Below are 13,910 nucleotides of genomic sequence, written 5' to 3' on the forward strand. Positions count from 1 at the left end.
CGCCCGGACAACCCCACGACGCCCCGCACGGACAGCCCCACGACGCCGCGTGCGGACGGTCCGCCGCCGGCGCGCGACCACTCCGCGCCGCCGAGCCGGCCGGAGACACCCACGGGCCGGGACAGTCAGCGCGGCCCGACCGATCCGGTCCAGGACCGTTCCGCCGGCACGGGCGACCGGAGCGGTACACCCACGGCCCGGGACGAGGACGGCTCACCGCCGAACCGGCACGAGGATCCGTCCGCCCCGGTCCGCGCCGACGAGCAGCAGGCCGACCCGACGGCGGGAGAAGCGCAGAGCGGCGCGTCAATCCGGCCGCGCGACGAGCTGCGGGCCCAGGAGTGGGCCAACAAGGCGTACGACCGGTTCCGGGCCGACCCGGAGGACGTGCCGGAGATCGCCGCACACCTCGCCGACGTGGAGCGCCCCGACGGCACCATCGGCTACAGCCAAGCCGAGGTCGCCCGGGTCAAGCAGCACCTGATGTTCGACGAGCACACGCTGCGCGACTACCCCGACGGTTGGGAGCGGCGCCGGTTCGACGCGGACGAGGACATCGCGGAGGCCTGGATCCGCCTGCGGGAGGGGCGGCACCTCGAACCCGACCTGGTGCTGCTGGAGCACGAGCTGGCCGAGTCGGGCTACATGCGGGTCCACCCCGACGCCACCTACCCGGACGCCCACGGGCACGCCCAGAGCCTGTTCAATTGGGAGCGGGTCGCGCCCGGGCGTACCGGGGAGGACCTGGACAGCGCATATCCGAGGAGAACCGGCGATGGCGATTCTGGTGGACTTCGAACTGATCCGACAGGACAGTCGGGAGGTCGAATACAGCTTCGGCTTCCCGGAGAAGGATCGTCGACTGGTCATCCAGAAGGACTCCCGCCAGGGGACACCGCTGGACGGGGCGGAGGACATGCAGTACCGGAAGGCGTTCGGCAAGATCCTGCGGATGCAGGCCGAGGCGGCGACCTGGCCGGCCGGGGGGAGCTACGCGGCGTAACCCCGGAGGACGGGCGGGTTCCGTTCGAGCTGGTGCCGGTCGAGCCTCGTCCGGTCGGGCCGTCGGTGCCGATGCCCGAGGCTGTCCGGTCGACCTTCGACGGGCACATCGGCGAGCTGCTCACCGGCCGCGATCCCGGCCCGGTGGACCAGCCGCACCGGGCGAGCTGGGACGAGTCGTCGCGGCTGCTCACCGTGGAGTACCCGGACGGCGTCACCGTGCAGGTCGCGCTGCAGGTCAACTCGTCCCTGCCGCCCGGCCAGCCGGTGGTGCTGCGACCGGGGCTGGAGGTCGAGCACGGGCAGTGGGTGCAGCGCGAACCGGCCGGTGTGGTGCTCCCCGACCACCTGCCGACCGACCCGAACACCCGGGCGGCCTTCGTCGACCGGCAACTCGGCGACGCCTGGAGCACCCTGCACCGGGAACTGCACCAGGTGCTCGACCGGCCGGTCGAGCCGCCGTCGCCGCGTGGCGACGGAACGACCCGGACCGACACGTCACACACCGAGAGCGGGCCGCGCACCGACCGGACGCCCACCGACGGTGGACCGCGTACCGATCGGACGCCCACCGACACGTCCCGGACCGACACAGCGCGGAATGACGGCACGACCCGGACCGATCGACCCCGCGACGACGCCGCCGGGCCGCGTACGGAGCGGGATGACGCCGCCGGGCCGCGCGCGGACCGCGACGGCACCCCGACGGAGCCGAGGCGTGGGCCGGACGCGAACGAGCCGGCGCCGGTCCGGCCCGAGCAGGATGCGCGGGCCGACGGGGTGCCGGAGAGCCCGCGGGACACCGCGGCGGCGCCGCGCCCGGAGGAGCCTCCGCGCCGGGCCGACGAGCCGTCGCTGGTCGAGCTGGAACGACCGCTGCACCCCGACCCGCCGGTGCTCGACCGGGTCACCCTCCGCGACGCCACCCCATCGGACCCCGCGCCGCCCCGGCCGCTCACCCCGGACACCGTTCGCGGCCTGCTGGCCGACGCCGGCACCCCGGAGCAGGTCCGCGGCTGGGCCCGCGACCACCTCGCGGTACGGCAGGAGGACGGCTCGTACGTGCCGCGCTCGCAGGCCGAGATCGACGCGGCGGTGACTCGACTGCACGAGGAGACCGCGGCGGTCGTCGACTCCCACGTGCCGGCCGACCCCAACGCGACGCCGGAGAGCGCGGTACACCCGGAGCAGACGGCGCGCCCGGGTGACTCGCCGATCGTCCAGGAGCTGGCGCCCAGTGCAAACTTCTCGCGGGACTTTACGAGGACCGGCGCGGAGCTGCCCGAACAAGTCCATGAGCTGGTGCAGCGGGCCAAGGAGAACCTGCTCGGCCGCTACCCGGAGACGGCGGTGGCGGCCCGGATCGCCGACCTGGACGCCATCGGCGGTATCGCCGACCGGCTGCAGACGGCCGCCGACGCGGCCCGCGAGGGCGGCCGGCTCGGTGACGTGGTGCAGGGCGTCCGCGACCTGAGCCGAGCCGTCAACGAGTACGCCGACCGGTACCGGGACTGGCGTGACTTCGAACGCGGCGGTGACTACGCCGACCCGGGTTGGCGGGACCTCGACGGCGTCGACCCGTTGAACTCGGTGGAGATGGCCACCCGGGTGGTGAGCGTCGACCCGCAGACCCACCGCTTCCACGTCATGGACCAGGCGATCGCGATCGCCAAGATCGGTGACGTGCTCGGGCCGACGTTCGAGGGGCACGCGGCGCGTACGTTCGAGCGGCTGATCCCGAAGGACATGGAGAGCGTCGACGCGCTGCTCCCGCCCGAGCTGCGTGACCCGGACCTGGAGGAATGGATCCAGGGAACGGCGCGTGGTGGCTTCGATCCTGTAACCGATGTCCTCTATGTCGACCCGCGGGATAGAGGCGGGTTGGACCGACCGATCAGCGCGGTCGCCGCGACAGTGGTGCACGAGAGTATGCATCGTCTCCAGCCAAACTCGGACGTCGTAGCGCGACATGCCAAGCAGCTAGCGCCTGAGGGCCCGCCGCGGACGGACGTCGTAGGCGAGATCCTCACGCCGGTCCGCTTCGAAGGTGAATTTCAGGCGTTTACCGTCCAGCAGCAGTTCCTGCGCGGCCTAGCCGGTTTCCGGGCCCTCGACCACGCGGGTGACCCGCGGGTACCGCGCAGCGACAGCTACCAAGAGATGGCTGACTGGACTCCACAACAAATCCGGGACCACATACTCAAGCAGTACGTCCGCGCCCCCGACCGAGCTCACATTCCGGACCACCTGTTCGACCGGCTTATGGCGCTCACCCCGGAGAGCATCCTGGAGCGTGCCGGTGTCGCCATCGACGAGGCGAACTTCCCGGTCGCCGACGACCGCCGGCAGGGCACCTTCTACGGCCCCATGACGCGGGAGATCGCCGACCGGTACGGCATCGACCTCGACGCGGTCGGACGGGACCAGGCAGCCCGGACACTTCCTCCGCTCCTGGACCAGACCGCTGCCACGCCGGAGGTTTCGGTACCCCGTGGCGGATCCGACTCGCTGCCGCTGGCGGAGTGGGGACCCGGCCGGGACGGGGACGCGGCCTGGCCGCCCGAGCAGCAGTCGCCCTACACCGCCCCGCCGTGGCGGACCGACGGGCCTGCCCACGACAGCACACCCCCCTGGCACGACCCGTCGCCGACGCACGGGCCGGGTGCGCACCACGACGGGCAGCCGGCCCGTCCGGAGCCGGAGCGCCGGCCCGGCGCGCTGTCGCGGGCGTTGCGCCGGATCACCGGTCTGTTCGGCGGTTCCGACCCGGCGCCGCATGCGCCCGAACCGAACCCAGCGACCCCGCAGCCGTGGGCTCCGCGCCCCGGTGAGCCGAGCCACGGTGGCCTCGGACAGTGGGGTGGGCAGCGGCCAGGGGAGCCGACCCAGGGCGGCTTCGGGACGTGGGGCCAGCGGTCCGGCGAGTCGATTCCCGGCGACACGAGCCCGTGGGGCCAGCGCCCAGGTGAGGCCCAGCAGTGGGGCCAGCGCCCCGGCGAGGCGGCCCCGAGCTGGCGGCCCGGCGAGGCCTACCCGCCGGCCCGCGACCCGTACGCGAGCCGCGGCTGGCCGCCGGAGGTGGACCCGGGTCACGCCGGGACGCCGGGGCGGCCGGGCGTCGACCCGTACACCGGGCAGGGGCGTCCGACGTCGGACGCTCCCGCCTGGGGCACCCCCGAGCGGGCGCCGGATCCGACGAGGCCGGCCTGGTCGACGCCGGAGGCCGATCGTCCCTCCTGGACCAACGGCCCCGAGCGTGCCCCCGCCGACCCGGTTGCTACCGACGGGCGGATCAACCTGGCGCTCACCGAGCGTTCCATCGCTCTGGAGGAGCTGCGCGCGTCGACCGACCCGGTGCACCAGGCCCAGGTACGCGCGGACCTCCAGCGGCTCGACGCCGATCTGGCCCAGCGCGGCTACCCGGTGCACCAGTTGGAGCGGGTGCCGGAGGCGGACGGCCCCGCAGTCGCCGATGCTCCCGCGGTGGACGGTCGGGACCACTCCCGGCACGACGAGATCTGGTCCGACCCGCCGTGGCGGCAGGAGGACCGGCGGCCCTCGCTGGACGAACTGATCCCCAGCTCCCAGGAGGAGGCGACTGCCTGGGGTGACTCGGTCCGGCGGGAGTTCGCTGACCAGCTCGACGGGCGCGAGTTCGCGGGGCTGCGGATCCGGGTGGACCTGGAGGACCCGTACAGCGTCAGCGTGCACCGCAACGAGGTTGTGGTCCGGGCGGAGGTGCAGGACGCGAACGGGGTGAGCGCCGGGCGGGTGGTGCGCTCCTTCCAGCGCGACCACGACGGCAGCCTCTTCGTGGAGCACGTCACGCTGAAACTCGACGACCGCGTCCAGGGCCACGGCTTCGCCCGGGAGTTCAACGACAGCCTCATCGACTGGTATCGCTACTCCGGCGTCGAGCGGATCGAGGTGCACGCCGCCTCCACCGTCGGCGGGTACGCGTGGGCACGCGACGGCTACGACTGGGCGCCCAACACGGAGCACCGCTCCAGCGCCGTACTCGACCGGCTCCGGGTCGAGCTGCGTGGGCTCGACGCCGACGTCGACATGGCTCGCCGGCTGGCCGCGGACGACCCGAGCGTGGACGCCGACCGGCTGCGCATGCGTTACGGCACCACCGATCCGGAGCAGGTGGCCCAGGAGGTGCGGCGGCAGCGGGAGGCAGCCGAGCAGATCCTCGAACGCGCCCGCACCAGCTCCTTCGGCAGCGCCCGGTACCCGACGCCCTTCGACATCAGTCAGGCCGGCTGGGGCGACCACCACCACGGCCGGGAAGCGTCGTGGGTCGGCAAGCGTGCGCTGCTCGGCGCGGACTGGAAGGGCGTCAAGGAGATCAGCGACACGGGTCCGCTGCATCCCCGGTCCGCGCACACCCAGGGCATGCCCCGGGTTCCCGACCCGTCGTCGATCCGCGGCCTGCTCAGCGGGGACGGGCATCCGCCGGTCACCGCCGCCCGGGTGCCGGAGGGCGAGTTCCACGGGTACGGCCGGGACGTCCCCGAGCCGGAGGTGGTGCGGCAGCTCGGTGACGACGCCCTGCGCCAGGTCACGGAGACGCTGCCGGAGGGGAGCCCGCTCAAGGGCGTACGCCTGGACTTGACGACGGTTCCGGCGGACGCCCTGCCGGACGGCGCGGTGGCCCGTTCCGTGCCGATCGACGCGCAGGGGCGGGACCTGCCGCACGGCACCGTCCCGCCGGAGGGCGGCGGCTGGCGCGTCGAGCTGTCGGACCGCGCCAGCGATGTCAATGTCGCCCGCGCCGTCGCACACGAGGCCGCCGAGCTGACGGCGATCCGGGAACGGGCCGACGGTGGACTGGATCCCTTCACCCCGGACGCCCTCGTACCCGGTGCGATGGCCGACGGCGCCACGCTCAGCCCGCATGACCACGGTCGGCTGGCCGAGGCCGAGGTGCTGGCGGACCTGCTGCACGATCCGGCGCAGGCCGCGCACGCCCGGACCGAGCTGCGGGCCCTCCGCGACCACCTCGGCCTGCACCCGGACGATCCGGGTGCCGCGGCCCGGTCGCGGCTGCTCGACGGGCGGATCAGCGACGCCGGCCGGGACGCCCTGCTCGGCCGGGAACGGCCGCCCGCCGAGACCACCCCTCCGCCCGTCGACCACGGGCCGGCACGGGCGACCGACGGTGAGACGGTCCCGCCGGCGGGTCGCGACAGCGACGGCGCGGCACCCGATCGCGTCGAGACCGATCCGGTGCCGGACCGGTCAGATCCCGCCGAGCTGACGGCGCCGGAGCGGTCCGGCTCCGCAGAGCCGGCGGTGCCGGAGCGGACCGAGGCGGCCGCCGCGACCTACCCGGCGCGGACCACGCGGGTGCCGTTCGACTTCGAGCGGTTCCTCAACGACCCACGCTGGGCCGACGAGGCGACGCAGTTCGAGCAGCGCCTCGGCGCGTACTACTTCCGCGATCCGGAGGTGTTGGACACCGTTCGTACCGCGCTGACCCGGATGCGGGACATCCTGGTGGACCTCACCGAGCCGCGCCCGGGAGAGACCCCCGAGCAGGTGAAGGCCCGGGTCGAGAGCGCGTTTTTCCGGGACGACGCCTCGGACAGTGCCGGCCAGGTCGGCAGCGGGGTCAGCTTCGACCGGCTGATCCGTGAGGGCAACCTGCGCGAGACGATGACCGCCTTCTACAACGCCGCGTACACCAACTGGAAGAACCCACACACGCTCGCCCACGCCCTGCGGGCGGTGCTGGACGGCGACCGGTGGGAGCAGGCCCGGACGGCGGGTGTCGACGTGCCGTCCGTGCGCCGGATGGGTGAACTGCTTGACGGCAACCTGAACCGGGTGATGCCGGAGTTCCTGCAGGAGAAGCTCAGGTTCGGCCGCGACTTCTTCGCGACCGGCAACGTGACGCGCAACTCCGAGCACCCCATCCGGGACCTGGCCGAGATAACTCTGAGCCAGCGTCCTCGCGACGACCGGCACCCCGACGTGCAGGAGGCGCTCGCCACGACACCCGATCACTACGCCCGGCTGGGCGCTCCGCTCGGAACACTGGAGCGGGCCTACGTGGACCAGGTGCATCGGCAGAAGACCGGGGAGTCGCTGGGCGAGCACGACAAACTGCCGTGGCGGGAGGGCATCGTCGCCCACGACACCGACCACGGCCCGTGGGCCCGGCGGGTCGGTCGGGACGGCTTCCCGGTCATCGACGGACTGTCGGGCACCACGGCACGGATGCTGACCGCCGCCCGGTTCATCGGTCTCGACGGCCCGCAGCTGGAGCGGTTCCTCAGCGGGCTGATGGGGTGGATGCTTCCCGCCCGTGACCACAGCCTCTTCGAGATCCTGCGCGGGTCGGAGATGGCCGACGTCACGCGGGTCGACGTCCGTCCGGCGGGCACCCGGTTCACCGCGGTGGATCTCTACCGGGCCCTGCCAGACATCGACCTGCCGACGCTGCGGCGGGAGGTCGGCGTCGACGGGCTCCTCCCGCACGAGGCCCGCTACCTGGAGCACGCGGTCGATCCGCGCGGCTTCTCCGAGACGCAGCACAAGGTGCCGCAGATCGCCGACCGGTTGTGGCCGCAGCTGGAGAGCGGCCAGGTACGGGACCCGGACCTGGCCGACTGGCTGCGGCGCAACGGCATCGACCCGACCGACTCGGCCGCGGTGCGGGAGCTGGGCCAGCGTCTGTCGAAGCCGCACGTGATGGCCTTGACGGTCTACACCCGGCACAGCCACTACCTGATCAACAACGTGATCCGGTCGCACCTGTTCACCGGGGCGCTCGGAGAGATGCCCACCAAGGGGCTCTTCGAGCACAAGGTCCGTCAGCTGGTGAAGAACTACCTCGAGAACATCGCCGCTGACACGAAGGCGTTGCCGCTGCCGTTGAAGCTACGACCGGTGGTGCACGACGGGGAGGGACATCTGACCTCCCGGTCGCCGCTGCGTGGAGCGGCCGAAGAATGGGTGGAGGCGCGGCGACAGGCCCTCGACGCCGAGCAGCGTGCCGAGTCGCACCGTACGGCGGGCAACGAGCTGGAGCAGCGCCGCGCCGACAGCGAGGTGCGACGCGCCAACAAGGCGATGGACGCGGCCTGGAAGGAGCTCAAGAGTCAACTGCGGTCGGTCTCGCCGGGGCTCCTCGACGAGATGCGGTGGCACGCGGACATGGTCCACGACGCGATGATGCAACTCCCTGCCGTGGGCAGCCCGGAGCGGCCGGTCATCGCCTACCGGGGCGACTGGACGACGCCGGTGTACTCCCCGATCTACGGGAACTCGTGGCTTCCGCACGGCACGGCGAGGGAGTTCCTCAGCGTCAGCCGTCGGCTGGACGTGGCGGTGCGGTTCATGTCGGAGAACCCGGCCTCGGGCGGTAAGGTGCTGGTGGTCTACCGGCTGACCGGAGAGCAGGCCCGGGACATCTCGGTGTTCTCGTCCTTCGCGACGGACGAAGAGGCCGTGTTCCCGCCGCGATCGCGGACCGTACGAAGCGACGACGAACAGCTGGCGGAGGCGGTGCGGAACCAGTTGCCCGCGGAGTTCCGCGACAACTGCGAGATCATCATCATGGAAGAGGCGCACGATCGTGGCTGACGATCCCGGCTGGGGCGAGGGGGAGCGACTTCTCGCCGAGGTGCACAGGATGTTGCTGCGCCTGGCGGGCCGGGTTCCCGACGAGGTGCTGCCGGCGCTCCGTGAGCTGCTCGGAAACGGTGATCTCCGTTACCTGCCGGACGCGGTGTCGGTCGCCACCGTGCAGTACGCCGTGCCGATCACCCCGGCGGACAAGGAGCTGCTGGCGCGCATTCTCATCGTCCTGGACGCCCCCGGGGGCGAGCCGCAGCTGTACGACGAGGTGCCGGTGGCCGCGCAACCGCCACCCGCGAGGCCGTTCCGTTTCCTGCCGGTACCGCCCGCGGTAGCCGTGCGGGCAGCGGACCGGATATCGAGCCGGCTGGACCTGACCGGTGGCGGCGATCCGTTCGACCTCACCGACCTTCCGGCCGATCTCGCACCCCTCGCCGATCTCGCGTCCGAGCTGACCGATCAGGTCGACGACCGCGCGGTGGACAATCTCAGCCTCGCGGATGGGGTACGAGGGATTTGGCGGAGCTGGCGGCTCGGGGCGTCCGACACGGCACAGCGGGTCTACCTGGTGGAGCTGGGTTCCGGCGTTCCGGCGTGGGAGGTCACGCAGGAGGCCCAGGATGCCCTGAAAATGAAGGGCGAGCAGGCGCCGCAGGTGGAGGCTTTCTGGGCCGGTGAGCCGCTCACGGATTACCACCGGGCGGCGCTGGCCGGGGCGGCGCTGCTGTGGACGCCGGAGGTGGGCCGGGTCAGGCTGGCATTCGGTGCGGAGCAGTTGGCCGATCTCGTCCGGTCCGGGGCTCCCCGCGTACCCGTGCCGGAGCGTCGGATGTTGGCCGAGCGGTTGGCGGCGGGCGCGGCGGTGCCCGGCCGGGCCGAGCGGCTTCCCGACCTGGTCGAGCCGGGGCGCGGTGAGGTCGTGCCGGGCGGGTACCGCACCGACGGCCGCTGGGTGTGGCCGGAGGCGCTCGGCTACTACCTGACCGAGTACGGCGTGGCACCTCCTCGGGAGTTGACGGAGGCGCTGGCAGCGGGTGGCGCGACGACGCCGGCGAGCCAGGTCGCGGTCTTCCGTGCCGGCCTCGCGCTCTCGGGCCGCTGACCCCTCTTGGCATGTGTTCGCGGTCCGGCGCGGGTCATCGCGGAGGTTCCGCTTCGTTCCCCGGGCATCCGACAGGTGGCGGAGGCTCGGCAAGGCCAAGCCGACCGGAACGGCCTCGGGGCCAGAAACACTGGTTGACAGCGCCTGGTTCGGTCGCTGCCGGCTGCTCGACGCATCCGACAGGACGAGCCACTGTGGCAGGATGATATGCCGCCGCTGGGCTATGACGGAGGGGGTCCGAATGGATGCGGAGCGGACGGTCGAGGCGATCCAACGCTACGTGCTGGACCCCACGAAAATCGTCGAAAACGTATGGACCAGCCCCGAGTCGGTCGTCTTGGACACCCCGACCACCATGTACTGGGCCGATCCTGCCGATTGGGTTGTGGCCGGGGAGGGATGGCTGGCCGACGCGGTTCGGGTCGTGGCCGCGCGCCAACCGATCTTCGTCACCCACGGCCTGCTCCTTCCTCTCCAGGGTGCACCGCTGCACCTGAATCGTCCGGAGGTGATGGCGGCGCTGGGCCGCCGGGTGGGGGACGAGTTGAGCCCGCTGGCATACGCGGAGCTGTTCGGCGAGTTGTACTCGGCGTGGAAGATCGAGGGTCCGGTGGTACGCCCGTTCGCTGCTTCGCAGACCGTTCGGGCGGGTTGGTTGGTGCGGGAGGCCGACCATTTCGCCCGGGTGATGGTCGTGCCTGACGCGCCGCCGGTGGCTCCTCCGGCGTTCGAGCAGGGGGCAGGCGGGGAGTGGACCTTGACCTTCTTCTCGCACAACTATTACCTGCTCGAGGTCGACACGGCGGTGGATGTCTTCGCCTGGACGGTGACCGGGGCCCCCGACAGGCCGGCCACCTGGGAGCGGAACACCCTCGCCAAACGGATCCTGCTCCCGCTTCCCTGAGTGGAGGCGGTGTCGACCGCGCACCGGTCGCCATTCGAGTCCGCCGCGCCGCCCTGGCGGTGCTGCGCCGGTTGCCGGCTTGACGACGATGGACCGCCGGGCGAACGTTGTCCCATGTACAACACGAGTCTGGCGCACCTGGATCGGCTGCCGGACCACGTACGCGACGACTACCTGCGTCTTGTGGAGTGGACGGTGGCCGAGTTGCCCTCGCGGTGGTCGTCGAGGTTGTCCGTGCCTCTGCTGTGGCTGTCGGTCGGAACGACAGGTGACGCCGTGACGGCGGAACGGGTCGCCACCACTGAGTTGTATCGCCGGAACGGCTACCCCGACGAGTTCTTGCGATGGGTCATGTCGGCCGTGCAGTCGCGGATGACGGAGATCGGGGGACGATGCGCCGCCATCGTCTTCAATGACCGCGTGGAATCGCCGTTGTCCGGACCGTTACTGAGTTTGCTGCTCGGTCCGCCGGAGACAAACGTCTTCTTGTACGCGGCCCATCGGGACGTTTCGCAGAGGTTCCGGGACTCCTTCCGGATCCGGCGCGGCCCGTTGCGGCGTCTCGGGTTCGTGCCGGACGTCCATCGGAAGCTGGCGGACGCCCGGCGGACCTGGCCCAACCGGACGGGTTCCGGGCGCGATTGAGGCCAGATCTCCACGCGATGCGGAGGTCTTTCGGTCGCATGTTCGGCGGAACCGGCAGGTGGGCTGTCGTGGGCGGATGACGGCCACACGCTCGTCACGACAGAAAGGTGCCTGCGTGAATACGGAGCGGATTGCCGAGGCGATCCAGCGCCAGGTGCTCGCGCCCGGCGAGACCATCGAGAACCTGTCGATCCTCCCGGACGCGGTCTTTGTGAGTACGTCGGCGGCCCTGTATTCCACCAGGCCTGCGGACTGGGCCGTTGCCGAGGAGAAGTGGGTTGCCGAAGTGGTCCGGGTCGTAGCCTCGCGGCAGCCGATATTCACCACCCACAGCCTGCTCTTTCCGACGGAGTCGGAGCCGTTGTACCTGAATCGTCCTGAAACGATGGCGGAACTCGGCCGCCGAGTGGGCGCCGGATTGAACCCGGTGGCGTATGCGGAGCTGTTCGGTGAGCTGTACTCGACGTGGGAGATCGGCGGGCCGGTGGTGCATCCATTCGGTGCGACGCGAACCGCTCGGGCAGGCTGGTTGGTGCGGGAGACCGACCATTTCGCCCGGGTGATAGTCGTCCCGGACGCGCCTCCGGTGGCCCCGCCGGTGTTCGAGCAGGAAGCGAGCGGAGAATGGACCTTGACCTTCTTCTCGCACAACTTCTACTCGCTGGAAGTCCGAACGGCGGTGGACGTATATGCCTGGACGGTGTCCGGCGGTCCGGCTCGGGCGGCCACCTGGGAGCGGAAGACCATCGCCGAACGGGTGCTGCGCCCACTTCCCCTGAGCTGAACCGGCGCCGTCCGCGGCTGTGCCGGCTGGCCGTTCTTCGGCTGCCCCGGGCGGGTCGTTGCGGCAGGATTGGGCCGCTGCGGGTGAGCACGGGGAGGGTGTCCGGGTGGATACGGAGCGGACCGCCGAGGCGATTCAGCGTCACGTGCTGAGCCCTGCGGAGACGGTCGAGAAGATCTGGCAGGGCCCGACCTCGGTCACGGTCCGGTCATCCCGTTACCGCTACGCGGCCCGCCCGGCAGACTGGGCCGTCGCCGACGAAGGCTGGGTGTCCGAGGCGGTCCGGGTGATCGCCTCGGGGCAGCCGATCTACGTGACCCATGGCCTGCTGCTTCCGGCGCAGGGTGAGCCGCTGCACCTGAACCGCCCGGAGGTGATGGCGGAGCTCGGTCGGCGGGTCGGTGCGGGGTTGAGTCCGTTGGCGTATGCGGAGCTCTTCGGCGAGCTGTATTCGGTGCGGGACATCGACGGTCCGGTGGTGTATTCGTTCGGGGCGACGGAGGGCACGCGGGCGGGTTGGTTGGTGCGGGAGGCCGATCATTTCGCGCGGGTGATGGTCCTGCCCGACGCTCCTGCGGTGGCTGCTCCGGCGTTCGCGCAGGGGCATGGCGGGGAGTGGACGTTGTCGTTCTTCTCGCACAACTATTACTTCGTGTCGGAGATGATGACGGCGGTGGACGTCTACGCGTGGACGGTGACCGGCGGTCCGAACCGGGATGCCACCTGGGAGCGGAATGTCATCGCCGACCGGGTGCTGCTCCCGCTGCCTGCTTGACGGCAGCTTGGCGGGGGGACCGGTCGGGTACTCGGTGTAGCCGGCCGAGTGGGCCGCTGTGGCAGGATGGGACCGCCGCCGGCGACGACGGGGAGGGTGTCCGGGTGGATACGGAGCGGGTTGCCGCAGCGATCCAGCACTACCTTGTAAACCCTGGGGAAAACGCCGAAAAGGTGTGGACAGGGCCGGACTGGTTTTCGGTTCAATCACCCCGTCGTGTCTATGATGCCGGCCTCGCCGACTGGGCGGTGGCTGGGAAGGACTGGGTGTCCGACGCGGTCCGAGTGGTGGTGGAACGACGACCGGTCTTCACGACTCACGGTCTGCTCCTTCCGGCGCAGGGTGAGCCGCTGCACCTGAACCGCCCGGAGGTGATGGCGGAGCTCGGTCGGCGGGTCGGTGCGGGGTTGAGTCCGTTGGCGTATGCGGAGCTCTTCGGCGAGCTGTATTCGGTACGGGACATCGACGGTCCGGTGGTGTAGATGATGACGGCGGTGGATGTCCACGCGTGGACGGTGACCGGCGGTCCGAACCGGGATGCCACCTGGGAGCGGAAGACCATCGGCGACCGGGTGCTGCTCCCGCTCTCCTGAACGGGTACAGCGGCAGCGCGGAACCGTAGACCAGCAGCCAGAACCGGTGGCTCGACGACCACGGCGTGAAGGGAGACAGTGCGGCGATGAAGACCGATCCGGAGCGGCAGCGGCGCCTACGGGAACTGACCGAGCTGCACCGCCGGTGGCAGGCGGAGCACCGCGTGGACGACGCGGACTTCACCCCCGACGGGGCCGACTCGGAGAATCGTCGACCGCCGTCGCCGGAGGCCGAGCGCGAGTACATGCGCCGGGCACGAGAAATCATGGGACTCGACCCGGACACCGGGCACTACCGGGAGGCGTGATGACGCTGCTGCCCGCCGCACGCAGCCGGGACGAAGTGGACCTCTACCTGGAGCTGCATCCGTGCCCGCGGTGCGGGGCGATGGAGGCCGCCTGGGACGAGGCGCCCGCCGCGCAGGGGACCCGGCCGGCTTACCGGTACAGCGGTCGCTGCGCGGACTGCGGTGACCAGCGCGAGTTCCTCTTCGCGCTGCCCGACGGGCAGCCCGCCC

At 71.5% G+C, this 13,910-nt stretch carries 9 protein-coding genes and 1 pseudogene; all 10 read left to right on the plus strand.

Annotation, left to right across the window (positions count from 1 at the left end; all coding sequences use genetic code 11):
• Window positions 1-775 precede the first annotated feature (775 nt).
• Entirely contained in the window at window positions 776-1,003 is a 228-nt protein-coding gene (locus E1211_RS33035) for a hypothetical protein (RefSeq protein WP_207915487.1), read from the plus strand.
• 71 nt (window positions 1,004-1,074) lie between these two features.
• A complete protein-coding gene (locus tag E1211_RS32675) occupies window positions 1,075-8,595 on the plus strand; it encodes a hypothetical protein (RefSeq protein WP_207915488.1) in 7,521 nt (2,506 codons plus the stop codon).
• Entirely contained in the window at window positions 8,588-9,691 is a 1,104-nt protein-coding gene (locus E1211_RS23440) for a hypothetical protein (protein WP_132351168.1), read from the plus strand. The genes E1211_RS32675 and E1211_RS23440 overlap by 8 nt, the downstream gene beginning before the upstream one ends.
• Window positions 9,692-9,932: 241 nt before the next feature.
• The gene (locus E1211_RS23445) at window positions 9,933-10,595 is read left to right on the plus strand and encodes a hypothetical protein (protein ID WP_132351169.1); all 663 of its coding nucleotides are present in this window, start codon (window positions 9,933-9,935) and stop codon (window positions 10,593-10,595) included.
• A gap of 114 nt (window positions 10,596-10,709) precedes the next feature.
• A complete protein-coding gene (locus E1211_RS23450) occupies window positions 10,710-11,240 on the plus strand; it encodes a hypothetical protein (RefSeq protein ID WP_132351170.1) in 531 nt (176 codons plus the stop codon).
• 115 nt (window positions 11,241-11,355) lie between these two features.
• On the plus strand, window positions 11,356-12,024 hold the full coding sequence (locus E1211_RS23455; RefSeq protein ID WP_132351171.1) for a hypothetical protein: 669 nt from the start codon (window positions 11,356-11,358) through the stop codon (window positions 12,022-12,024).
• Window positions 12,025-12,043: 19 nt separating this feature from the next.
• Window positions 12,044-12,799 (plus strand): hypothetical protein, encoded by a 756-nt coding sequence (locus tag E1211_RS23460; protein WP_132351172.1) that lies wholly within the window; start codon window positions 12,044-12,046, stop codon window positions 12,797-12,799.
• A 104-nt stretch (window positions 12,800-12,903) separates the two neighbouring features.
• Window positions 12,904-13,281: a hypothetical protein gene (locus E1211_RS23465; RefSeq protein ID WP_132351173.1), complete on the plus strand. Its 378-nt coding sequence runs from the start codon at window positions 12,904-12,906 to the stop codon at window positions 13,279-13,281.
• Window positions 13,282-13,478: 197 nt separating this feature from the next.
• Complete coding sequence (locus E1211_RS23470; RefSeq protein ID WP_132351174.1) at window positions 13,479-13,700, plus strand: hypothetical protein; 222 nt, start codon at window positions 13,479-13,481, stop codon at window positions 13,698-13,700.
• Window positions 13,700-13,910, plus strand: a pseudogene (locus tag E1211_RS23475) (hypothetical protein); the annotation flags it as partial. The gene E1211_RS23470 and the pseudogene E1211_RS23475, both read left to right, overlap by 1 nt.

This window comes from Micromonospora sp. 15K316 (assembly GCF_004348525.1).
Lineage (GTDB): Bacteria > Actinomycetota > Actinomycetes > Mycobacteriales > Micromonosporaceae > Micromonospora.